This is a genomic window from Pseudanabaena sp. PCC 6802 (genome assembly GCF_000332175.1).
GTDB lineage: Bacteria > Cyanobacteriota > Cyanobacteriia > Pseudanabaenales > Pseudanabaenaceae > PCC-6802.
This window is the reverse complement of the sequence record NZ_KB235914.1, coordinates 4,243,068-4,266,805: the sequence shown is the minus strand read 5'-3', so window position 1 is coordinate 4,266,805 and position 23,738 is coordinate 4,243,068. Positions and strand designations below refer to the sequence as shown.

Here is a 23,738-nt window from a genome sequence, read left to right as displayed (position 1 = left end):
TTCAGGGAGAGTGGGTGAAGTTTATCTGTGTTGTAGGCTTTGTGGTTGATCTAATAGTTAAGCATTACAATGCAGGTGTGACAGTTTTTCATCCCGCTTCTAGGTTAGTGACAGGGGTGTATATAAGACCTGCTCTGCTCAAGGAGACAAACTGGATCGGGTTGCGATCGGCAGTGGTGAATTTCTGAAGGTTAGCAGCAACGCAATATTCTAGTAAACCATAGCAAGCGATTTAGTGTTAATAACTCGGACATGAGTCTGGCAGCCTTCTGCTAGACTCATTGAGCTTTGGGGAGATTTCCAGGGTTGCAAGGCTTTTGCGCAAGTTAAGGTATTATTTTGGTTGCGTTGAAATAGTTGTTGCTGTAAAAAATCCATTGATGTAGGGGGCAGGTTTTGTTCGGGTGCTCAGTAATAAGCGAAAACTTGTAGCTAAACCTGCCCGTACATAAAGGCCATCAATAAAAAATTTACAGGTTGAAATAGTTTAGTTAAGCAATCCGAGTAGTTTAGTGTCTTTGTCGCCATTAGTTAGTATTTGTATTCCCACCTACAATGCCGAAGCATTTATTGCTGAGACGATCGCCGCTGCATTAGCTCAAACCTATGCCCCTATTGAAATAATCATTTCTGATGATGGCTCCAGCGATCGCACGGTGGAAATTGCCAAGCAGTTGCTAGATGGCAAGGGTGTAAGCTTTAAATTAAGCGCCCACGAGCGATTTGGCATCGCTGCTAACTGGAATACTTGCATTACTATGTCTGAGGGCAAGTACGTTAAGTTCCTGTTCCAAGATGACACGATCGCGCCAGATTGCGTTGCTCAAATGGTGGAACTGGCAGAGCAAGATCCGGAAATAGGTTTGGTATTTGCGCGACGAGACATTATTAACAGTGACGACACCCAATTAGATCGGGTATATGTTGACATTACTGAAGGCTGGACGAGTCTGAGTGCAATTCAGCCAGGGCAATCTCTACTGGCAGACCCCAAACTCCTGGAGCCACCATTTAATAAAATTGGCGAACCAACTGCTGTATTGATTGCTAAAGCTGCATTCGACAAGGTAGGCTTATTCGATCTTAATTTGATGCAGGTGCTCGATCTGGATATGTGGCTGCGGATTATGCAGCACTACAAGATTGGCTATATCGATCGGTCTCTGGCTGGATTTCGCGTGCATCGCAACCAGCAAAGCATTCAAAATGCTCGATCGGGTGCATCCTGGCTTGATGACTGGCGCTTGCAATTCAAAATGCTGGGCGATCGCTCCTATAGCTCTCTAGACGAGGATCTAAAGCGATCGTTAGTGGCGCGATGTTCGGAGCGCATTAGCCAAACCTATGCTGAAATAGACGGCTTGCGATCGCAGGCGATCGATGCCTATCGGCAGTTAGAGGAGACGCAAAAGCGAATGCAAGCCGAAGTCAAACAATTAAGGGAAAAATATTGGCAAACCAACGAACAGCTCAGCTTAACGCAAGTCCACCTGGAACAAACTCATGCGAAAATTGCGGCGATGGAAAGCAGTAAATTTTGGAAGTTAAGGGCAGCCTGGCTGAGGATAAAACAAACTTTGGGGCTAAAGGCTGAGGAGTGAAAAGTTGGTCAGGTTATTAGTCAGGTTATGAGATACATTGAGATCGCTAAAGTAACCCTCGTTCAGGGAGGATGGGTCGCTCTCCTCAAAAAAATTAGAGATAAAATCCTGCACGTTCTCTTCTTTGGCCCCATTGATGCGATTAAAAGAGGAGCCATTAGATCGCCTCTACCCAGACCCAAGCCGATCGCTCTAGCTACCGCTCCAAATCCTGTTGTTTCTTTCCTAATCTACATCGATTGCAACCACGTACATGCATATAACTGCCTGCTATCGATACAAAAGTATGTCGAACCAAGGTTGCCCATTGAGATTATTATCATTAATGATGCTCAAAGTAGCGATAAGAAATTAGCAAGATTTCTCAGTCAAGTCTCGGGCGTGCAGATTGTTCGATTAACGACAGATCGAGGTGCGATCGAGGGATTTAATCTGGCCGCATCAAAGGCGCAAGGGAAATGGCTGTGCTTCCTCGATCGCGATTGCCAGATCGGCGATCGCTGGGCGCAGAACTTAAAAGCAATCGTACGGGAAATCGATCGCCCTATCGATCGGGGTATTGGAGCGATTGGATCGAAATTAACGTTCGCAGGTGGAGATTTACATAACGCTGGTGGAGTAATTTGGCAAGATGGCTCCGTTTGGCCATACGGACAGTTTGAGTTTGCTGGCGAACCAGAGTATAGCTACGTGCGATTGGTTGACTTTTGCCCCGCGATCGGCACATTAGTAGACGCTCAACTCTTCCGCTCTCTGCAAGGATTTAGCAGATCGTATGATTCCTTATTATATGCCAGTGCGGATTTGGGTTTAGCGTTGCAAAGCCGGGACTGCAAGGTGCTTTATCAAGCCAAGTCAGAGATAATTTATCACCAGTCTCCCAAAGATGCTGCTAAAGATCGCAATCCCAACTCGACAGATGCCGCAAAATTAGAGCATAGGTGGCACGGGCAACTACAAGAAAGATATTTTACGGATCGGACAGAACATCGAGAAGCTGCCTGTAGGCGACTATTACCAAAGCCAACTATATTAATCGTAGATACCTTAGTTCCAGCCTACGATAAAGAATCTGGTTCCTATCGACTTTTCAATATCATTAAAATCCTGCAACAGTTGGGATATCACATCATTTTCTTGCCAGACTACGGCCACGAGCAGGAGCCTTATACCTCTGAATTTGAGAGTATGGGCATCGAAGTCCTGTACTTTACGCACAGGCAAGCGGACTGGAAATTGCGATTGGAGCGCAGGTTGAGCGCGATCGATCTAGCCTGGGTGTGCCGTCCAGAACTTTGCGCCAAATATTTCCCAGTCCTGCAAAAGCAGCCAAATATAAAATTAATTTACGACACCATCGATTTACACTTCCTGCGCTTGAAGCGCGGATGGGAAATTTCATCCCAAAAAACTCGTGAAGACGAAGAAGAGTGGCGGGAAATGCAAATTTCAGAAGTCCAAGCTGCCCAAGCTGCCGATCTGACAATTGTAGTTACTGCTGTCGAGCAAAAGATTCTGGAGAGCCTGGACGTACGTAACGTGCAGGTAATTCCCAATATTCACCACATCTACGAGCATCCCATTCCCAAATTTAGCGATCGCCATGACATCTTGTTTATTGGCGGCTACTACCATATTCCTAATATTGATGCCGTAACGTGGCTGTGCCAGGAAATTATGCCTTTAGTATGGGCAAAGCACCCCGAGATTAAGCTCACCCTATTAGGCAGCAACCCATCACCTCAGGTAAAAGCCTTAAAAAACGATCGAGTTAGCGTCCCAGGCTATATCAAAGATGTAGAGCCATATTTTTTAAACCATCGCATTTTTGTCGCACCATTACGTTATGGCGCTGGCATGAAAGGCAAAATTGGTCACAGTCTATCCTACGGCCTGCCCACTGTAACCACCTCCATTGGTGCGGAAGGAATGGGACTGAATTCGGGATTTGATGCTTTGATTGCCGATAGCGCCGACACTTTTGCCGAGAGTATATTGCAGCTCTATACCGACGAATCTCTCTGGCGGAAGATCTCTAACAATGCGATCGCCGCCGTGCGTCATTATAGTCCGGAAGCAGTGAAAGCTAAAATTAGCAACCTGTTTATGTCTTTATTCTAGCGATTGGCTAGAGGTCAATGTCGAACGCACGTTAATAAAATTATGAACTTTGGCATAATTAACTATGCACTCAGGAAATTCAAACAACGTGGATCACACCTTTTTATTGGAATCTGGTAGATGGAAATTGGAAGGGAACTGGCTAGAGCGCAATTCAATGCCCATACCTGTGAGTGGCAGAACTTTAGTCAGTTGGTCGCAGGATAGCTGGTTCACCATGATTACTAAACTTAGCTTCCCAGACAACAAACGCCCCGAAATTACTCTTACCTATAAGGGACGTTTGGGGTTTGACGAGCGTACGTTTACATTTGTCTTGCAGCATAGTGAGTTGGGCAAAATTGAGGGGGAGGGGTGGTTTGCACCAGAGTCAATTTTGCAGCGCTACTGGGTGATGAATGACAATCAAATGCGAACGGGATTCCAAACTTTTTACAAGCAAGATCCAAATTGCTATCACTGCTCTAGCGGCATCGTGGCTGGTGCTTCTCTAGATAGCGTAATGGAGGCCGTGATGACTCGCCACAGCGATCCTCAATAGTTTAGATTAATGGAACTAGAACAAGCTCTGGGTCTGTTACAGCAGATTCTCCCAGAAGGGGCTTTGAGTACCGTTAGAGTCCAGGTGTTTCGGGCAGCCTGGGAAGGGAAAGATTATCCAGAAATTGCCGATATGCTGGGATATGACCCGGATTATGTCAAAAGTATAGGGTCTCAGTTGTGGCGATCGCTCTCCGAGGCTTTGGGAGAAAAGGTAAATAAGCGCAACTTTCGCTTCATGCTCCTCCAAAGCTTGAAGCGACAATCCGCAGCATCTGGGGGGCGTGCGACCAGGACAGATTGGGGAGAAGCGGTCGATGTCTCGGTTTTTTATGGCAGGTTGGCGGAACTCGCTCAATTAGAGGAATGGATTGTTGGGGAAAAATGTCGTTGGGTGGCAATTTTGGGTATGGGAGGCATCGGCAAGACTGCCCTGGCTGTGAAATTAGCCCATCAGGTGGCTGGTGATTTTGACTATGCGATCTGGCGATCGCTTCGCAATGCGCCTCCCCTGTCAACATTAATCGACGAATTGGTAACGTTCCTTTCCAACCGCGCCCAGACTGAAGGGAGTTTGAAAGACTTGATGGTTTGCTTGCGGAATGCCCGTTGCGCGATCGTGTTGGATAATCTAGAAACGATCTTGCAAGTCGGTACGGTAGGCCAATATCGGGATGGTTACGAAGACTACGACGAACTATTTCAGACGATCGCTGAAACGAACCATCAAAGCTGTCTGATCGTTACCAGTCGCGAGAAGCTAGCAACTCTGGCATTGCTAGAAGACCCACAGGCAAAAGTGCGATCGCTGCAACTCCAGGGTTCCGCCGAAGTTTCCTTAGCCCTTTTAGAAACAAGAGGCTTGTCTGGTACCCCAGCTAATTTATCGCAATTGGGGGACTATTATGGGAACAATCCACTAGCGCTAAAACTAGTTGCAGCCTCCATTCGGGAACTATTTGGCAACGATGCCTCTGCTTTTTTGGCGCAGGGGGCAGTTGTATTCAATGGCGTGCGCCATTTGCTCGACAGTCAATTTGATCGCCTCACCGATCTCGAGCAAAGCATCATGTTCTGGTTGGCAATCCATCGGGAATGGGTGGATATGCCTGCTTTGCAAGCTGACTTAATTCCCGCAACGGCTCCTGCCAAGATCCTGGAAGCTCTAGAATCCTTATGCTGGCGCAGCTTAATCGAGCGGCGCTTGGGCAAATACGCGCAGCAGCCCGTGGTGATGGAATATGTAAGCGATCGCCTGATTGACAAGATTTGTGGAGAGATTGCCGACCGAGTTCAGTTATCTCTATTTCAAAGTCACTTCCTGATTCAAAGCACGGCCAAAGACTACATTCGCGAAAGTCAGGTACGCTGCATTTTAAAACCAATAGCCGATAGGCTGTTGAGTAATTTTGCCTCTCTGAACGCAGTGGAAGGACAGGTGGCAGCCATTCTGCATGAGCTACGGACGAGCCAACGTGCGGGCTATGGAGGTGGCAATCTGTTAGACCTCTGTCTGCAATTACAGTTAGATCTCACCGGCTATGACTTTTCTGGCATTGCGATTTGGCAAGCCTACTTACCGGGGAGCCGACTGCTACAGGTCAATTTTAGCGGGTCGGATTTTTCCGGCACCAGGTTTACGCGATCGTTCGGATCGATGTTATCGCTGGTCTTCAGTCCAAACGGTAAATACTTTGCATCGGGGAATAGTAAAGGAGAGGTGCGCTGTGCGGATTTATCCTACGATCAACTTCAAGATCGCATCCTTTGGACGGCCTACGGGCATACAGGGCGGGTAATGGAGGTAGCCTGGAGTCCAGATGGTCAGAGGCTGGCTAGTGCCAGTATCGACACCACGGTCAAGTTATGGCACGGGCAAACCGGCGAACACCTGAAAACGTTACAGGGGCATACAAACCAGGTGATGTCTGCAAGCTGGAGTCCCGACGGCAACCTGTTGGCAACGGGTAGCGAGGACTGCACCATCCGACTGTGGCACGGGCAAACAGGAGAAACCACGCGCATTCTGGCAGGACATGAACGGGGGGTGTGGTGTATCGATTGGAGTCCCGACGGCAAGCACCTTGTCAGCAGTGGAGACGATTGTACGGTGCGCCTGTGGGACGTGCAGACAGGTAAAGCGATCGGGATCTATACCGGACATACAGGGGGAGTATGGTCGGTGAAGTTCAGTCCCGATGGACGATCGCTTGCCAGTGGCAGTCAGGATCGAACGATTCGATTGTGGGACGCGCGATCGGGAAATACGGTGCGGATGTTGGAAGGTCATGGTGACTGGGTATGTACGGTAGCGTGGAGTCCCGATGGTCTAGTTCTAGCTAGCGGGAGTAGCGATCGCACCGTACGGCTGTGGGATCCCGAAACTGGACAAACGCTGAAAATTTTGCAAGGGCATACCAATATTGTCTGGTCATTGCACTGGAGTCCCAGTCAACCATTGCTGGCTTCGGGAGGGGAAGATCAAATGGTACGCATCTGGAACACCCAAACGGGTCAGATCTTGAAGGTCGTGCGCGGTTATGCTAACGGAATCTGGTCTGTCGCTTGGCAACCTGAACCGCGCAGTGTCATGGCAGCTACGCACTGGCGGCCATTGCTGGCAAGTGGTAGTGAAGACGATCTGGTGCGCGTTTGGGATCCTAATGCCGGCCAGGAACTGAAAACCTTGGAGGGGCATACCAATCGCATCTGGGCGGTTGCCTGGAGTCCAGGCGGGCAAATACTTGCTTCGGCAAGCGGAGATCGCACCGTCAAACTCTGGGATGTGGAAACTGGTCGCAGCCTGCGGACGCTAAAGGGTCATAGCGATCGCGTCTATTCTGTCAGTTGGAGTATGGTGGAGCCAATTCTGGCTAGTTGCAGTCAGGATCGCACGATTAAAATCTGGAACGTACAGACTGGACAACTGCTCAAAACCCTGTCAGGCCATGAAAATGGTGTCACGTCTGTGGCCTTTAGTCCCGATGGACAAGTCCTTGCCTCGGCTAGCGAAGACACGACCGTGCGACTCTGGGATGCGCGATCTGGAGAACTGCTCAGCATCCTGAGCGGACACGCCGATCGGGTGATGTCCGTTCGCTTTAGTCCTGATGGCAAAAAACTCCTATCTGCGGGTGAAGATCGCACGATCCGATTGTGGCAAGTTTGCACGGGAGCACCGGAGCTAACTTTACAGGGGCATGCGAATCGGATCTGGTCTGCTCAATTTAGCCCTGATGGGTCAGCGATCGCTTCTTGTAGTTTCGATCTGACCGTGCGATTGTGGGATGCGGCAACGGGTGCGAGCCTGCGTACTTTAGAAGGTCATACCAGCATCGTGTGGTCTGTATCCTGGAGTGTGGATGGCAAAACGCTAGCTACGGGCAGCGAAGATGAAACCATTAAGCTATGGGACGTTGGGACAGGTCAGTGCTTGAGAACGCTAAGAGCAAAGCGCCCCTATGAGGGCATGAATATCTCGGACGTGACAGGATTAACCGAGTCTCAGAGGGAAGCTTTAAAAGCTTTAGGTGCGATTGAAACTTAGCAACATCTTTTTAGCGACTTTAATAAAGTTGTCCTGGCGGATCGATCTGAGGCGGAGATCGAACTATACCGCAAGAACGTTAATCCCTTCTCAATCGGGACAGTTTTATTGAATCTATTTTTGGCTGGGAAATTTTCGTTTGCGCCGATCTGGTAAAGGGGCAATGGCGCTCCGGTGCTTTAGCGATCCCCAACGACGAGAAGTAAATATTTGTGACTTATTGATATTTTTCAAAATAGATTTCATAAAATTAAAACGTGGTGAAAAAGAGTGATTATACTTATTCCCCTAAGGCAATGCATCGGAATAGCAAGCGACTTTTTTCCTTGCCGGGAGGTGTTTGCAGCCCAGTTTTCGGGATTGATATTTGGTCGGTGAAGGGTGTGAGGTAGATGCCCGAGTGCTTGGCAATAAGAGTTTGAGCTGGGCAAGTGGGAAGTTCTCGTGCGAGATCGTTGGATGAAGTTACTGGCGGCGATCGAGCTGAATTAATAAGCTGGTATTTCAATCGTCTTAACCTGACTCAATTTCGGTGGTAGGAGGTTTTTATGATAGACGAACAGGTGCAGGCGCTGAATGTGTACCTTCAAGAATATGACAAGCTAAAGCACGAACAGGTGCAACGGATTGGTTTTCGGGATAACTTGCTGTACGTGACGCTGGCTTTATTTGGTACGGTGTTGGTGTTTGCCTTGGGTGATAAGGGAAATCCCTATGCGCTGTTGGTGCTGCCCTGGGTAAGCCTGGTGCTGGGATGGACGTATGTGGTGAATGATTAAAAGATTTCGGCGATCAGTCGGTATATTCGCTACGCGTTGGTTGAAAAAGTCAGTGAGTTGACGGTTTATTTACCGTGACTAACGTTTTGATAAGGAGGTTGGAATGGCAAATAGAGAAATTACTTACACTTCTTTGCAAGAGTTTGGAACAAAACGTGGAAAAGGGACGCAGGTTTTTGGGAAGAACATTTTGTAGTGCTGACGGAGGGAGTAAATCATGACAAGCTTCAGTTGGTTACACTTTTCAGACCTACATCGAGGAATGCCAGAACAAGCAGAGTCCTGGTCCAGGATAAAAAAAGTAATATTTGAAGACGTGGGAAAGTTGTATACACAGTGCGGCCCATGGAATTTAGTTTTATTCACTGGCGATCTGACACATTCTGGCAGCAAGGAGCAGTTTAAGCAAGTTGATGAATTTTTGAATGAGCTGTGGGAAGAATTCGCAAAGCTTGGACACCTTGAATCTACCACCCCCCAACTGCTTGCAGTTCCAGGAAATCATGACTTGGTTTGGCCTGAGAATCCTAAGGCACCGGCAGTGGCTGTCCTTCTAAAGTGGTCACAACATGAAGAAGTATGGGATGACTTTTGGGATCTTAAAAAAACATCCGATTACCGAGAAGTCATCAATGAAGCCTTTAAAAACTACAGTGATTGGTGGAAAGAGCAGGAATATAAACCAAAGAATATCTGTGATGGTATTTTACCAGGAGATTTCTCTGTAACCATTGAAAACAAAGACGGAGCTAAGAACCCATTTAGGAAGTCGCAGTTGCCAGATTTCTTAGCATTTTGCGGATTAAAGCCAAGTAAATAAACGATTCAGACATTTGCTCATAAAATTCATAATCCTTGCTTAGTCTACGACAATTACCTAACCAAGCAAAGGTTCGCTCTACCACCCAACGCTTTGACTCCACTACAAAACCTTTCTGATTGTCTGCCCGTTTGCTAACTTCCCAAAGCCATCCGAAGTTGTCGTTGACCCATTGTGTGATTTCATCACCAGAGAATCCAGCATCAACCAGAATTTCTCTAATCGTGGTAATGGAGATGTGAGATTCTGTAACAACTGCTTAGCTCCTGCTCTTTCACCGATGTTAGCTGCACACACCAACACCTTTACAACTAAGCCCAAGGTGTCAACCATAGCGAAGCGTTTTCTGCCCTTGATTTGCTTACCGCCATCAAAACCTCGACTGCCCGCACTTTCTGTTGTCTTCACACTCTGGCTATCGATACTCACCAAGCTTGGGGTCGCCTCTTTACTAACCTTTTCCCTAAATTGTTGGCTCAATTTGCGATTAATCTCCTCCAGTAGCCCAGTTCTTTCCCACCTTTGCCAGTAGAAATAGACCGTTGAGTAAGGCGGAAAGTCATGGGGTAGATTCTGCCATGTACAACCATTTTTGAGTATATAGAAAATGGCATTCAGTAACTCTCGCATATTTGTTTTGGGTGGCCTACCCCATTTTGATGGTTTGGGTAGCATGGGTGCGATAATTTCCCATTCTTGGTTGGATAAATCGGTATTATAGGATCGGCGCATCTCTTCAGGTTTATACTAGACTTCATCAGTATTTATACCTGCTTTTGGTGCGCCTTTTACTTCCTAAATGGCTTCTAAGTTAGGAGTAGTAGGACTCAATACAAGCTTCCTCCAACTCGACAATGGTAACTATAATAAGCGTCTTGGTCTGAGTTCTAGACAATTTCATGCAGCCTGCTTACGTGAGGGAGATAAATGGGTTGAAAAGCACCATGCTAATTTACTGATGACCCATCACCCTTCAATTTGGTTAGACAGCAGCTCTAAGGACCATTTAGAGAACCTCATTCATACTTCAAACTACTTTGTAGTACACCTGTGCGGACATGAGCATGAGACTCGATATACAGGGGTTGAACAAGGCAGTGGTTGGATTAGACGTACAATGCAGGCTCCTTCACTCTTCGGACTAGAGACGTGTTTTACGGATCAAGGAAATCAAGAAGTTCAACGTTCACACGGTTACGTTGCTAGCAAAATCGAGTTCAACAATGGTGAAAAAGAGGGAAATATGATCCATTGGCCAAGATATAGGCCGGGATCTCCTAACAGGGCATTTCGATTAGAAGCAGATAATGTCAACAACGATTTAAGTGGAGGTATTTATACCTCCCCAGCCACATTTAAGCTAAGAAAGCCATTTGCTCCTCCCCCTAAAAATAGTTCAAGCTGCCCAGATGAATCGCATTATGACGATGTAGTCAAAGCTATTAAAGAGGGTGCACTTGTAGCAATTTTAGGTTCAGAAGTTAACTTATATGGTCGAGGAGGACAAGATGATGATGAAGTGATCGATTGGGAACTTCACTCTAAATTTCCTCCAACAAGTAGGGAATTGGCTTTGCATCTAATTCAAAAGTTTGGCTTGCCCCATAAAAGCAAGAAATTTAGATGCCCCCTTTGTAGCGTTAATGATGAACACGAATTACCGCCAAAAGAATGCTGGTTCAGAGATGAGTTTCTAGATGAGAACGCATATATTTATTGCCCCAGAATGGAGTCGGATACAAAAGTCAAGTCCAAACACATGATAGTGGGTAGAAGCCCCCTACACTCCTCATCACAATATGCCAATCTTACTTCGGACGGGTCGAATAAGCTTCTGGAGGAACTAGAGAAGATTTTTCATGTTGATAAATCAAATGAATCAAAGGATTTTGAATACCAGACAAATCCAGTGCTCGACTTCTTTGCCCATCTTCCAAAGAGCTTAAAGGCTAAAGGTTTCACTCTTCCTTATCCTTTGATAATAACGACCAATTACGATACTGCATTAGAGGTAGCCTTTAAAAGAGCGAACCAAGAATATGACCTAGTTTTTTATATGAATTCAGTGAAGGGGAAAGACCAGTTCTTGCACAGGAAGCCGAATGGAGAAATTGCCCCGATTACAGATCCAAATGATCTCTCTCTAGGAATATCATTTGAAGAGCGACCTGTAATTTTGAAGCTTTACGGTACAACCGACCATATGAATGAGAACGAAGGATTAGTGATTACTGAGGATAATTTCATCGAATACCTAGTAGAAAGAAACATTGATCGATTGTTACACGTTAGCTTAAAAGACAAAATTAATATAGAGAGGAATCATCTCTTATTTTTGGGTTTTGGACTAAGCGACTGGAATCATAGAATTATTCTGCATCGCCTATGGCCGAACCAACAATTAAAAAACTGTTGGTCAATTCAGAGGGTGGTATCTACGCCTGATCAACTCGATCAGAAATTTTGGAACTCTTTAGGGATTGAACCCTTGCAAATCTCTTTGAAAACCTACGTTGATGAGTTAACTAAGCAAATTGACTCTCTTTAATAACAAAGACGCATGAGTTAGCTGAGAAAGTGAAATAATACCTCAAGGAGTGAGTATATGATATTAGCCAATCCAATTGGAAACCCCTATAAAGGACCTATACCTTACTCTGAGACAGATTTAGATTCAGAGCGATTTTTCGGACGCACAAACCTTCAAAAACTTGTTAAGCTCAACTTGCAGAACTCCCCATTGACAGTATTTTATGGAGTGAGTGGTGTTGGAAAGAGTTCCCTACTTAGAGCTGGTGTTGCTTCTGTACTGCGTCGGGAAGCAGAACGCAATCTGCAGAATGGCAACCCCAAATTTGGTATTGTTGTTTTTAGAGACTGGTTTGACAACCCTCTAGAAAAATTGAAATGCCAAATTAAAAAGGATATCCAACAAATCAACGGCATTAAATGCATTGATCCTTCAATTGAGGGTGAAGGTTGGGAAAATAGCGAAGAAAAGAAAACGCTTAAAATCTTAGCACCAGATTTGAAGTTTCCATTTGTTGAGTACCTTCGGGTATGGACGAAGTGCCTTGGGGGAGATAACTGTGGCGAACTCTATATAATTCTCGATCAATTTGAAGATTATTTCTCGTGCCAAGAAGATCAACATTCAAGAGAAACATTTGTTAATGGATTTACTCGTGTAATTGAAGATTATGATTATTCTGAAATGCCTGTAAGGTTCCTTGTTTCAATTCGAGAAGATTTACTAGCCAAAGCCGATCGTTTTTTCAAGGGAAGAATATCTCGTTGGTTTGATAATAGAATCTCTCTTGATCAATTAACAGCAAGTGAAGCGATCGAAGCCATAGAAAAACCAATTACCGAATGGTACAACAAGAAAGTATCATCTGAGCAGCAATTTGAGATTGAAGACAAATTCAGTGAATCTATTGTAGAGAAAATTGCTAATGATAATGATGGCAAGACTATTGAAGCGGCTTATCTACAGCTTGTAATGAGGAAACTATGGGAAAAGGAACAAGAAGAACCTGGCTCCCATAAATTGCGGATTGCGACCTTAGATGAACTAGATGGAACAAAAGGGATTATCGAGCAGCATCTTAAGACACGATTAAAATTACTAGATACGGAAAACGACCGAAGAACTGTAGCTTCTATTTTCCGTCATCTGGTTACACCATCTGGCACTTCAATTTCTCACAATGCTAGCGATTTATTTGAATATACAAATGACAATCAATTTCTTCCTCACCGAAAACTTGATAAGGATCAATTTCAAAAACTTTTAGGCACTCTTAATGAAGATGATCCATCTCGAATTTTGCGGCCAATTGGTGGTACTCGATACGAAATTCTGTTTTCTGCCTATGCCAAAGTAATTTTGAATTGGCTAAATGATTATAAAAAAGAACAGGAAAAGTTTAAACTATCTCGGATTTCAACAATTGCTCAACGTGCTATTACCTTGGCTAAAGAATCGTATGCTCTCTCGCAAGAAGATGGTCACATTCAAGAACATGATGGAGCTAATGATGAGCTAAGTGCTCTGCTTGCCCTGCGAGCTTATTTTTGGAATGAGGAAAGTAGTTTACCCATGCTTAGTCGAGTTGATCAAGCACTTCGTGAAGCATTGAGAATTCCATATTTTAGTACTCTCCTTGAAGGGCATCAGAGAGAAGTTGTGGCGGTTGCCTTTAGTGCAGATGGGCAGCAACTTATTGCAGCAGATATTGAGGATAAGATTTTGCATTGGAATTTACGGCAATTTGACTCTTCACCTAAAGACCCTGGATCAGAGAAAAAGCAACCGATTATACTATCTGTTGCCATCCAGAATGGTGATCTAAAGATAGATTCCTATAATAACTTCTTGCCTGATTCGGGTGATGATGTCAAACTTGGTGCTGAACATCAAACCTTGCTAAGTAAATCTCTAGAGATTTGTACTTCTGCATCCGACCCCGACCAAGATACAGTAGCAGTAGAGCTTCGGGGGCTAAAAATATATCTATTCGAAGTCACCATACAGATTGTGAATAGCAGGACTGATGAAACTGCTCAGCTTGATATCGATCAGGATCGAAACGACTATGCAGTTTCGGCCATTGCTTTTAGTCAAGACAACCGAATTCTAGTTGCTGGTTATAGAGATGGAATTATCCAGTGGCAGGACTTAGAGACTGGAATTACTTTGAGAAACGCCCATAATCAATCCGCTATAAGTGCAATTGCAGTTAGTTCAGATAGAAAGCTTTTGGCTATTGGGAGTGAGGATGCAACTATTCAACTATGGCAAGTTGAAAGCGATCGTCTTTCTCTTACTGCAATTTTGCGCGGCCACCAGAAGAAGATTAATTGTTTAGCCTTTAATTGTAATAACAGTTTTCTGGCTTCAGGGAGTGAGGATACGACAGTGCGTCTATGGGAAGTTAAAAACGATCGGACTGATTACCTATAGTGGGAAGCACATGATGGTTACCCCGTTAGGGCAGTTGCTTTCAGCCCAGATATGAAATGGCTGGCTTCCGGCGGTTGGGATCGGACAAGCTTGGATTGTAAAAGAAACGATACTGTGCGGTTATGGGATTTGACGAAGCCTCAGTCTTCCCCAATGATTTTGCCGGACGCACGTTATGGTAACAGTCCTCTGGCGTTCAGTTCTGATGGCAGGATTCTGGCTTCTGGCGGTTACGATAAAGATAATAAAGTCAGACTGTGGTACCTAAGAGAATTTCAAGATCGTATCGATCAATCTGAAGAATATCTAAATCAGCTTCAAGTAATCCCTACATTCTTACCAGGTCATGATGGTGAAGTTAGGGCTATTGCTTTTAGCCGCGATGGGAAGTGGCTAGCTTCCGGGAGTTGGGATAAGACTCTAATATTGTGGGATCTTACATCCTTGGAATTGTTTTCAAAATTTGAGGGATTTTTTGAAAGTGAAGTCAGAACATTGGCATTCAGTCCTGATAGTAAGTATCTAGTATCAGGTTCTTGGACAGATGGAAAATCAAACCAGAAAACAATTCGTCTATGGGATATCAATCAAATCCTCTCAGTATTAGGCAAAGTAGATGGGAAACAAAAGCCAAAACGAGCGATCTGTCCAAGCGACCTTGCTCAGTCAAATCCTGTGATTGACTTAAAGGGAGGACATGAACAGAGTGAGGTCTTTTCAGTTAACTTCAGTCCGAAAGGGCAAAAAGATACAGAGGCACAAACTAACAATAAAGTGGAGTATCAGTTGGCTTCTGTTAGTGAAGACAAAACATTGCGTCTATGGGGTTTAATCAAAGATGAAGGAGCTGCATCCATCGAGATCAATGATCCTATTATTTTAGGCGGACATAACTTTAAGGGGAGTTCCATTGCATATAGCCCGGATGGGAATATGCTTGCAATAGGAAGGTGGCCTGAGACACAAAACTCATCGCAACCGGAAGGAATCTGGCTATGGAATCTTAGTGAAGCGAGTGCTAATCCTACAGTTTTGCCAATTCTGTTGACAGTTTCTACTCAAGCTGAACCCAAATCTGAAAATGTTGTTTCCTCTGTTGCATTTAGTCCAGATGGACAGTTCTTAGCTTCAGGAAGTAACGATGGAAAAATTCGAGTTTGGATTGCTAAGGCCGACAGTCTTGCAGCAATGGTTCAACAAAAAGTCTGGCGAGATATCAGTAATGATGAATGGAAGGAATATGTAAGTTCAAGCCTGCCAATGGAAAACTTTCCGACTTCAGAAAGCTCAGATACTAGTATAGTGTCTACCCAAAGTATGTTAATTAACGCGGCAAAGGAATGTAAAAAGCTATTGTGTTCTCCCGATTTTAGTCAAAAAGAAATGCTAGGCTCTAATCAAAAAGAAATTCTCAAAATTCTTGAAGAACACTCTTCTGATGCTGGTATCTCTGAAGTAGAAATTGCGGGTTTCTGGAATTCATCCGATGAAGAATTTGAAAAGTTATATCTTGTCTTAGAAACTCTCCGATTGTTAGGTTATTTGCAGATTTCTCATACTGACAATAAGCCTAGAACTATTAAATACAAATTATCTCCAGAGTATCGAAGGTATCGCTATGATCGCTCAATAGAATCAGTTGATGATAATCTACAACATAGAGATAAGAAAAAACATTTCTAAGCTAGGCTAACGGGACAATTTTGAGCGATTATAGCAATTCTGTGACTCATGAGGTACACCCAATCAACAATGAACAATCAACCATCAACAAAAAACAAAGTATGTACTGTACCTCATAGATATGATAACCGCTATAGAATCAAATAGAGGTTAGCGAATTAGGGACTAAAACATAAGATAGGGGAACTGCTAAATCATGGAAAAACTAGGTGAAGTCCTGAAGATAATCATCGACAATTTCGGCTATCTCTTTGGCATCGACTTCCTCTCTCTTTTCGTGTCAGGTGCAACCTGCCTGGGTGCCTTTGCCTTTGTCTGGATTCAATTAGCTGGCAGAGCCGTGCCCAGCGAACTCACCCAGGGTTGGGGAATCGCGGTCATCGTGCTGGCGTGCTATGTTTTGGGCATGATTTGCTTTGCTTTTGGCAGATGGGTTCGCACAACTCTATTTGAACGTTTCCAAGAGTGGCTTTGCAAACGTCGCGGTTATCAAAAAAGTCCTGTCCAATCATCAGAATTCTTATTAGCTGTTCTGAAAGACCATGCCCTTTCAAAGCAAGACTTTGTTAACAAGTATATCGGTTCTGATGAAGAGGATGAAGGCGTGGATGAATCCAGTTTGGCGGAGATAGCCTATCAAGTTGGACCCGAAGGCCAGGAAATCAAAAGCCTTAACCTCTCACGACAATATCGAGTTCACAAACACAACCATCCTTTAAGAAAAGCAAAAGACAGAGCCCCAACTAGCCGCCTTTACACCCGGCTATGGGCGGAAGTACGGCAATCCCCAGATTTAATAGCCTCCTATACACTTCTAAACCGCTACTGGTTTATGGCAGCAACCTATGATGGCTTGGCAACTGCATTAATTGTTTGGTTAATCATCGTCATTGCCTGGTCTTTAGGACTGTGGGGCATCAATCCAAAACTAAATCCATTTACAGGGATTACCCTTTGTGGCACCTTAGTGCTGCTGACAATTACCTGTTGGCGTGAAGCGGAGCGTTATAAACGCTATCAGATCGAAGAGTTAGTCGCCACGTTAGCCTACCAAAAGAGTAAGCTCAAATCTGACCAAGACGCATCTATCGAACGCTAACGACCCTTTTTCCTTTCCCAGGGGGATGCCCTTGCAGTTTCTCGAACATAGCCATGCGTATGAGGCGTTTTTTCTGATATTCCCGAAATTTTGCAGCGAGGGGATGCTTAGAGTCGATTTGCAGGTGCGTAATCGAAATTACTACCAGATTGGGCTTTTTCTCACCATCTTGTGACTCAACAGATAGCGCGCAGAGGATACCACACACATCCCCCATATAGAAAATTTTATCGATCGTTGCGATGGTAGCTAATGCGGATACGGGTAGGAACTACACACCTACCCAAACCATATGACAAGAAAATGACACCTTTGCTTACCTAAAGATCGCACCAATCCTTACTGAAGCATATTCAAGAAAATCCTAGAGTTGAAGCAATCAAACAGCACCATTTGCTGAATGTAACCAGACGGACTGCAACTCGCAGGATAGAACATGCCTTTCACAATTATTTTGAACCAAAACCAAAAGCAAACACGCAAAGCCTCACTGCAATCGATTCTAGCGATCGCGTTTGTGCTACAAATTTGTGGAGCTGTCGGTTTGGTTGGATGGCTGTCTTTTAGACACGGGCAACAAGCTATTAAAGAATTAGTAACGAATTTACAGCGTCAAGCAGCTAACACAGTCTCTCACAACCTGGAAGACTACCTATCTGCTCCTAAAGTAATCAATCAGATTAACAAGCAAGCAATACAGTCTGGGCTGCTGAAGCTATCCAACATGGACAACATGGGAAGCTTTTTCTGGAAGCAAGTGCAGTTATTCCATGTGAGTTACATTAACTTTGGCACTCCATCAGGAGAATTAGTAGGCGCAGAACGCAAGCCCAACGGCAAATTTGGGATTGACCTGTTAACTCGCGATCGTCCCGGTAGGCTTTACGAATATGCCACTGACTCAAAAGGAAATCGCACGAAATTATTAAACCAATACCCATACAACCACCGACTGGAAAGTTGGTACGCCAATGCCGTGCAAGCGAGTAAGCCCGTTTGGAGCGATGTCTATCAATGGGACGGAATGCCCGGTGTGCTAGCGATATCTGCTAGCTATCCTCTGTATGATGCTCGATCCAAGCTAATTGGAGTTTTGGGAGTCGATCGAGTTATCTCAGATATGTCTAATTCTTTGAGGCAGATCCAGATCGGGCGATCGAGCGTTGTCTTCATCGTGGAGCGCTCGGGTTTTCTAGTAGCTAGTTCCTCCTCACATCCTTCGTTTGCACTCGCAAATGGAGAGGCAAAGCGGATCTTAGCCAGTCAAAGTGGCGATCCCCTGGTTAAAGCCACAGCAGCGCATTTGGTCGGACAATTTGGCGATCTGGCTACCATTCAAGCCGATCGGGAGATGGAATTTAGCATTGCAGGCGAAAAGCAGTTCGTGCAGGTGTTACCCTGGCGAGATGAGATGGGCTTAGATTGGCTGATCGCGATCGTAATACCCGAATCGGACTTTATGGAGCACATTCGCGCTAATACACGTTCTACAATCCTGTTGTGTCTGGCAGCATTCTTCTCATCCATGTTTATGACCTCCCTCACAGCCCGCTGGTTAGCAACTCCAATTCTACAATTAAGCCAAGCATCCAAGGAGATTACTGAAGGAGATCTAAAACAAACCGTTGATATTATCCCTCCTTTGTCGTGGTTGCCTCAAATCAGTGAAGTGGAGGAATTAGCAGAATCGTTCAATCGCATGTCAGTAAAGTTGCAGGATTCCTTCGAGGCACTGGAAGCAGCCAATGTCGAACTCGAATCGCGCATTGAACAACGCACGGCAGAACTGCGAACTTCGCTAGCAGAGAAAGAAATTCTTCTACGGGAGATTCACCATCGGGTGAAGAATAATCTGCACGTGATTTCCAACTTACTAGATATGCAGGCAGACTCCATTGAGGACGAGCGAGTCTTGTCTTTTTTGTCAGATAGTCAAGATCGCATTCAAGCAATGGCACTAATCCACGACCACCTTTATCAATTGGCACATTCGGGCTTTATCAATATTGATGATTATATTCAGCGCTTGGTTGAGAATTTGCTGCTTTCTTATAGTGAAGTTAATGGCAACGTTCGAGCAATTCTAGAGATCGAACCCGTGAAATTAGCTATAGAAACAGCAATTCCCTGTGGATTATTGATCAACGAACTGGTGACTAACTCTCTCAAGTATGCTTTCCCAAATCGTCAGCCTGGAGAAATTCATATCGAACTCCATCAAGAGGCCGAACAGAAGCTGCATTTATACGTCTGGGACAATGGTATTGGCATCCCCGATAGTTTGGATTGGCAGAATTCTAATTCCCTAGGCTTGAAATTGATCGGACTGTTTTCGCAACAGTTAAGAGCAGATATGCACCATGCCTTCGCAAATGGTGTTTTCTTCCATTTTGCATTTGAACCGCTAAAGTACAAACCTCGCTTTTAAGGAAACTCTCAAAGATGACAACTACAACTCCATCTAAAATTTTGATTGTGGAAGATGAAATCCTGGCAGCGGAAAACATTGCCAAGCATCTTCGCAAGCAAGGTTATGAAGTGTCAGGCATTGTGCCATCGGGCGAAGAGGCGATCGCTAGATCCACCGAGCTACGTCCCAACCTGGTGCTGATGGACATATCGCTGCAAGGTTCTATTGATGGCATCACAGCGGCAGATCGGATTGGCCATCAGTTACAAATTCCTGTAGTTTATTTAACTGCCTATACTGACAGCAAAACATTAGATCGAGCTAAATCAACCAATCCATATGGCTATTTAGTAAAACCCTTCAAATTTGAAAACTTGCGAGTCAGTATTGAGGTTGCTCTCCAAAAATATCGCGATGAAGTCGTAAAAGAACAACGTTTTGCAGAACAACTGGAAGATTCTCAAGCTGAACTAAACCAACTTAAGCGGCTGCAAGAAGAGCACCGCAGCATCGCCGAAGGCTTATCTCAAGCACTGAAAAATCAAGAATTTAGCTTGTATTACCAACCCCGAGTCAATTTGCGCACCGATCGCATTGTCAGTGCAGAAGCGTTGCTGCGCTGGCACCGACCGCAACATGGAACTGTTTTACCCGCAACTTTTATTGCGATTTCGGAGGCAAATGGCTTAATCGATCCGATTGGAGAATGGGTACTCAGGGCGGCCTGCGATCAATTGCAAGCCTTTCAGGAAAGCGGCTTAAAAAATTTAAGTATTAGCGTCAATTTGTCAGGCTCTCAACTTAAGTTGCCCCATCTGCACGTTCAAGTCGAGCGGATTCTTCAGGATACTCAAATTGACCCGAGATTTATTGAGTTAGAACTTACCGAGAGCACTTTAATCGAAGATATGGATTGGACGGTTAAGCAACTCCATGCTCTCAAATCTTTGGGAGTCAACGTGGCGATCGACGATTTTGGGACGGGATCTTCCTCAATGCTTTTGCTGCATCATTTCCCCTTTGACACCCTCAAGCTAGCTCGCTGTTTTATCACAAATATCGATTGCAGTCCGAAAGATATTACCATTGCCAGCTCTATCATCTCCCTAGCCCACAAGCTCGACATCAAAGTTGTGGCTGAAGGGGTGGAAACCCAAGCGGAACGGGACTGCTTGCAGCAGCTTGGATGCGATGAAATTCAAGGATTTCTAATTAGCCCACCCATACCCGCAGCACAATTTTTAAACCAAATAAGCTCGTAAGCGTATGCGATCGCTTATAGCGGTTTTCACTTGTGAACGGGTTTTATTTTTGGGGTGAAGGGGTGGAACACGGCAGTGGCTCTAGCGGGGAACCCCCAAGACCGCTTGTTGTAACCCACATTGCAAATAATTTATTGGAGGTTCCAAATGCCTAAAGTTCTAGTTGTCGATGCTGTTGCCAGCCAACAAGAATCGATCTGCCGCGCTCTGCAAGATGCAGGCTTTATTGTTAGTCGTGCCAATGATGGTGATGAAGTCATGAAGAATGTCGAACTGCATAAGCCAAATTTGATCGTACTGGACATCATTATGGAGCACGTGAATGGCTTTGATGTGCTGCGCGAGCTGCGCGAGAATGAGAAAACCAAACGGATTCCGGTTGTGGTCTGCTCTACTAAGAATACTGACTTTGACAAGGTCTGGAGTTTAGATCTAGGTGCAGATGCTTACGTCACTAAACCAGTAGATGCCGAACAATTGATCGGTATCGTGCAAGGGCTAATTTAGTTTTCAAGCCCGTATCGCAAACAACAATAAGTACCGCCTTAATTGCTTAGGCTAAGCCATTAATTTAAACTAAGTCAAAGCAAAAGGATTCTTGAGGGGCTGAATGTTAACAGATAACGATCGCGTGCAGGTATTGAGCGAAGCTTTACCGTATTTGCAAAAATTTGTGGGGCGTACCATTGTCGTCAAGTACGGTGGTGCGGCGATGAAGGAAGAGGCGCTGCGGCAGCAGGTGATCCGCGATGTTGTATTTATGTCATCGGTAGGTATTCGCCCAATTTTAGTGCATGGTGGCGGGCCAGAAATTAATACCTGGCTGGGCAAGCTAAATATCGAGCCGCAGTTCAATAATGGCCTGAGGGTGACCGATGCTGCCACTATGGAGGTGGTGGAAATGGTACTGGTTGGCCGAGTCAATAAGCAAATTGTGGAGATGATCAACCTCGAAGGTGGCTCAGCAGTTGGACTATGTGGCAAAGACGGTAACATAGTCCGAGCCAGACCCCATGACAATGAGGCGATCGGGTTTGTGGGCGAAGTTAGTAGCGTTGATACAAGACTGCTAGAAACGCTCATTAAGGCAGGACATATTCCTGTTGTTTCTAGTGTTGCCAGCGACGAAACAGGACAGGCATACAATATCAATGCCGATACGGTAGCGGGGGAACTGGCGGCAGCGCTCGGAGCCGAAAAGTTAATCTTGCTGACTGATATTGCTGGTATTTTAGAAGACTACAAAAACCCCGATAGCTTGATTCGCGGTCTCAGCATTCAACAAGCACGGGAACTAATTAACAAAGGCGTTGTCAGTGGTGGCATGATCCCTAAGGTGCAGTGTTGCGTGCGATCGCTAGCCCAGGGCGTGCGCGCAGCTCATATCGTTGATGGACGGGTACCGCACTCCCTGCTGCTGGAAATTTTCACCGATTCTGGGGTTGGCTCTATGCTTCTGGCTTCGGATTACTCAGATTACTCAGTTTAGGGATACTCTAAAACTGGTTCTCGCAAACAAATCATGATGAAGCTCTCTAATTGGTTGTGGCTAGGCGGCATCTTCTTTTTATTTACCCTAATTGGCGTGATTCTCGCTTTGGGGTATACCGAGTTTGCGCTGGTTTCGTCCAGTCAATTCAAAATCTGGGCGACAGTTGTAGTTGCAGCCTTTGTCCTGCCTGGATTTTCCGCCTTGGCAGGGTTCCCACTTGTAGCTGGGATTTCCGCAGTCGGCGGCGGCTTAGCCCTGGCGATGACCATAGCGACAGGGCAAATTAAAAACACGCAAATCGCCGCATTTGTCGTGGTGTGGCTGGGATTTGTGCTTTTGCCCCTAGCTGGTAACCATCTCTGGAAAAGCTTACCCAAACCCAAAATTGTGGTGTGGCTGGGTAGTGTCTCCTGGCTGGGACTGGGTTTGGGATGGATCCTGACGCGATCGTTTAAATTGTAGGAGTATAGCGGTTTTCAGATGAAAACGAGAAGGGGGTTTGGGGGCGTTGCCCCCAAGAAGGGGTAGAACCCCTTCACCCCGTCAATAAAACCTGTTCTCAATTGAAAAACGCTATACGCATCGCGTGAATTTCTAAACTTACCCTTAATCAACGAGCAAACGATTTACCAGTGCGGTGAACCAACCCTCTGGCAAGAATTTACGCAGGAGTAAAAGCGAGCCAATACCTCCGGCTGGGTAACGTAACTTCCAGGAGCGATCCGTACTGGCTTTGTAGATTACCTCCGCCACTGCTTCCGGTGGTGCGCCATCTACTCCGGCTTGATTGGTTTTGGGGAGTACCTTGGCAATAAAGCGATCGTAATCAGGAATTTCAGGATTGGCAGTCACATCGGCGGAGCGATCGTAGAAATCAGTTTTGATTGGCCCTGGCTCTACAATTTTGACGCGAATATTAAAGGGGCGCAGCTCGAACTGCAAAGCTTCTGAAAACCCCTCCACTGCCCACTTTGTGCCGTGGTAGAGGCTGTAGAGCGGGAATGTGAGGCGACCGCCCATTGACGTGATATTCACAATTACACCCTGCTTTCGAGCGCGAAAATGCGGCAAAATGGCACGAGTTACTTCCATCAAGCCAAATACATTCGTGTCAAACTGTCGTTGAATTTGCTCGCGTGTGGAAGTCTCAAACGCCCCCACTAAACCGTAGCCAGCGTTATTGACTATTACATCGATGGTCGTGAATTTTTCTAAGCTAGTGGCGATCGCGCTGCGGATAGAGTCTGGATCGGTTACGTCAAGGGGCAAGCAGGTTATGCGTTCCAGGTTAGCCAGATCCGCTGCCTTTTGGGGCGATCGCATAGTCGCTACCACATTCCAGCCGCGTTGCTGAAACAAGATAGCGGTGGCTTTACCAATACCTGTAGAGGCACCAGTGATTAATACTGTTCTCATAG

The 23,738-nt window shown here is 45.4% G+C and carries 19 protein-coding genes and 1 pseudogene; 16 read left to right on the top strand and 4 right to left on the bottom strand.

The features are described from left to right. Positions 1-512 precede the first annotated feature (512 nt). From PSE6802_RS0125735 to PSE6802_RS0125720, 4 genes are all read left to right on the top strand, one after another. Positions 513-1,601, top strand: coding sequence for a glycosyltransferase family 2 protein (locus tag PSE6802_RS0125735; RefSeq protein WP_019502894.1), 1,089 nt, complete (start codon positions 513-515; stop codon positions 1,599-1,601). Positions 1,602-1,628: 27 nt separating this feature from the next. Then, positions 1,629-3,722, top strand: coding sequence for a glycosyltransferase (locus PSE6802_RS0125730; protein ID WP_019502893.1), 2,094 nt, complete (start codon positions 1,629-1,631; stop codon positions 3,720-3,722). 88 nt (positions 3,723-3,810) lie between these two features. Further along, positions 3,811-4,263: a hypothetical protein gene (locus tag PSE6802_RS0125725; RefSeq protein ID WP_019502892.1), complete on the top strand. Its 453-nt coding sequence runs from the start codon at positions 3,811-3,813 to the stop codon at positions 4,261-4,263. 9 nt (positions 4,264-4,272) lie between these two features. Beyond that, positions 4,273-7,809 carry a WD40 domain-containing protein gene (locus PSE6802_RS0125720; protein WP_019502891.1) on the top strand — a complete coding sequence of 1,179 codons (3,537 nt, stop codon included), beginning with the start codon at positions 4,273-4,275 and terminating at the stop codon, positions 7,807-7,809. A 280-nt stretch (positions 7,810-8,089) separates the two neighbouring features. On the opposite strand, the gene PSE6802_RS33925 is transcribed toward PSE6802_RS0125720, so the two are convergent. Then, positions 8,090-8,317, bottom strand: coding sequence for a hypothetical protein (locus PSE6802_RS33925; RefSeq protein ID WP_156815657.1), 228 nt, complete (start codon positions 8,315-8,317; stop codon positions 8,090-8,092). A gap of 40 nt (positions 8,318-8,357) precedes the next feature. On the opposite strand from PSE6802_RS33925, the gene PSE6802_RS30380 reads away from it, so the two are divergent. Together PSE6802_RS30380 and PSE6802_RS0125710 are read left to right on the top strand one after the other, a co-directional pair. Then, positions 8,358-8,588: a hypothetical protein gene (locus PSE6802_RS30380; protein ID WP_019502890.1), complete on the top strand. Its 231-nt coding sequence runs from the start codon at positions 8,358-8,360 to the stop codon at positions 8,586-8,588. A 217-nt stretch (positions 8,589-8,805) separates the two neighbouring features. Further along, entirely contained in the window at positions 8,806-9,408 is a 603-nt protein-coding gene (locus PSE6802_RS0125710) for a metallophosphoesterase family protein (protein ID WP_019502889.1), read from the top strand. Here the strand turns inward: PSE6802_RS0125710 and PSE6802_RS36035 are convergent. Together PSE6802_RS36035 and PSE6802_RS32305 are read right to left on the bottom strand one after the other, a co-directional pair. Next, complete coding sequence (locus PSE6802_RS36035; protein WP_412973446.1) at positions 9,350-9,589, bottom strand: transposase; 240 nt, start codon at positions 9,587-9,589, stop codon at positions 9,350-9,352. The two genes, PSE6802_RS0125710 and PSE6802_RS36035, sit on opposite strands and share 59 nt — an antisense overlap. Next, complete coding sequence (locus PSE6802_RS32305) at positions 9,511-10,140, bottom strand: IS5 family transposase (RefSeq protein ID WP_412973438.1); 630 nt, start codon at positions 10,138-10,140, stop codon at positions 9,511-9,513. The genes PSE6802_RS36035 and PSE6802_RS32305 overlap by 79 nt, the downstream gene beginning before the upstream one ends. A 67-nt stretch (positions 10,141-10,207) precedes the next feature. On the opposite strand from PSE6802_RS32305, the gene PSE6802_RS0125700 reads away from it, so the two are divergent. The 10 genes and pseudogenes from PSE6802_RS0125700 to PSE6802_RS0125655 all read left to right on the top strand — a co-directional run bounded on the left by PSE6802_RS0125700 (position 10,208) and on the right by PSE6802_RS0125655 (position 22,782). After that, entirely contained in the window at positions 10,208-11,956 is a 1,749-nt protein-coding gene (locus PSE6802_RS0125700; protein WP_019502888.1) for an SIR2 family NAD-dependent protein deacylase, read from the top strand. A 57-nt stretch (positions 11,957-12,013) separates the two neighbouring features. Further along, positions 12,014-14,374 carry a WD40 repeat domain-containing protein gene (locus PSE6802_RS35580; protein ID WP_019502887.1) on the top strand — a complete coding sequence of 787 codons (2,361 nt, stop codon included), beginning with the start codon at positions 12,014-12,016 and terminating at the stop codon, positions 14,372-14,374. Between the two features lie 15 nt (positions 14,375-14,389). After that, positions 14,390-14,449, top strand: a pseudogene (locus tag PSE6802_RS36030) (hypothetical protein); the annotation flags it as partial. Then, positions 14,426-16,057, top strand: a complete 1,632-nt coding sequence (locus PSE6802_RS35570) for a WD40 repeat domain-containing protein (protein WP_019502886.1) — start codon at positions 14,426-14,428, stop codon at positions 16,055-16,057. The pseudogene PSE6802_RS36030 and the gene PSE6802_RS35570, both read left to right, overlap by 24 nt. A 196-nt stretch (positions 16,058-16,253) precedes the next feature. After that, the gene (locus PSE6802_RS0125685) at positions 16,254-17,156 is read left to right on the top strand and encodes a hypothetical protein (protein WP_019502885.1); all 903 of its coding nucleotides are present in this window, start codon (positions 16,254-16,256) and stop codon (positions 17,154-17,156) included. 436 nt (positions 17,157-17,592) lie between these two features. Then, entirely contained in the window at positions 17,593-19,584 is a 1,992-nt protein-coding gene (locus PSE6802_RS30365; protein ID WP_019502883.1) for a histidine kinase dimerization/phosphoacceptor domain -containing protein, read from the top strand. A gap of 14 nt (positions 19,585-19,598) precedes the next feature. Beyond that, positions 19,599-20,828, top strand: coding sequence for a two-component system response regulator (locus tag PSE6802_RS0125670; RefSeq protein WP_019502882.1), 1,230 nt, complete (start codon positions 19,599-19,601; stop codon positions 20,826-20,828). Positions 20,829-20,975: 147 nt separating this feature from the next. Further along, positions 20,976-21,335 (top strand): response regulator transcription factor, encoded by a 360-nt coding sequence (locus PSE6802_RS0125665; RefSeq protein ID WP_019502881.1) that lies wholly within the window; start codon positions 20,976-20,978, stop codon positions 21,333-21,335. A 103-nt stretch (positions 21,336-21,438) separates the two neighbouring features. Next, a complete protein-coding gene (gene argB, locus PSE6802_RS0125660; protein WP_019502880.1) occupies positions 21,439-22,317 on the top strand; it encodes an acetylglutamate kinase in 879 nt (292 codons plus the stop codon). Between the two features lie 33 nt (positions 22,318-22,350). Continuing rightward, a complete protein-coding gene (locus PSE6802_RS0125655; protein ID WP_026103573.1) occupies positions 22,351-22,782 on the top strand; it encodes a hypothetical protein in 432 nt (143 codons plus the stop codon). 144 nt (positions 22,783-22,926) lie between these two features. Here PSE6802_RS0125655 and PSE6802_RS0125650 read toward each other — a convergent pair whose 3' ends face one another. Next, a complete protein-coding gene (locus PSE6802_RS0125650) occupies positions 22,927-23,736 on the bottom strand; it encodes an SDR family oxidoreductase (RefSeq protein WP_019502878.1) in 810 nt (269 codons plus the stop codon). Positions 23,737-23,738 lie beyond the last annotated feature (2 nt).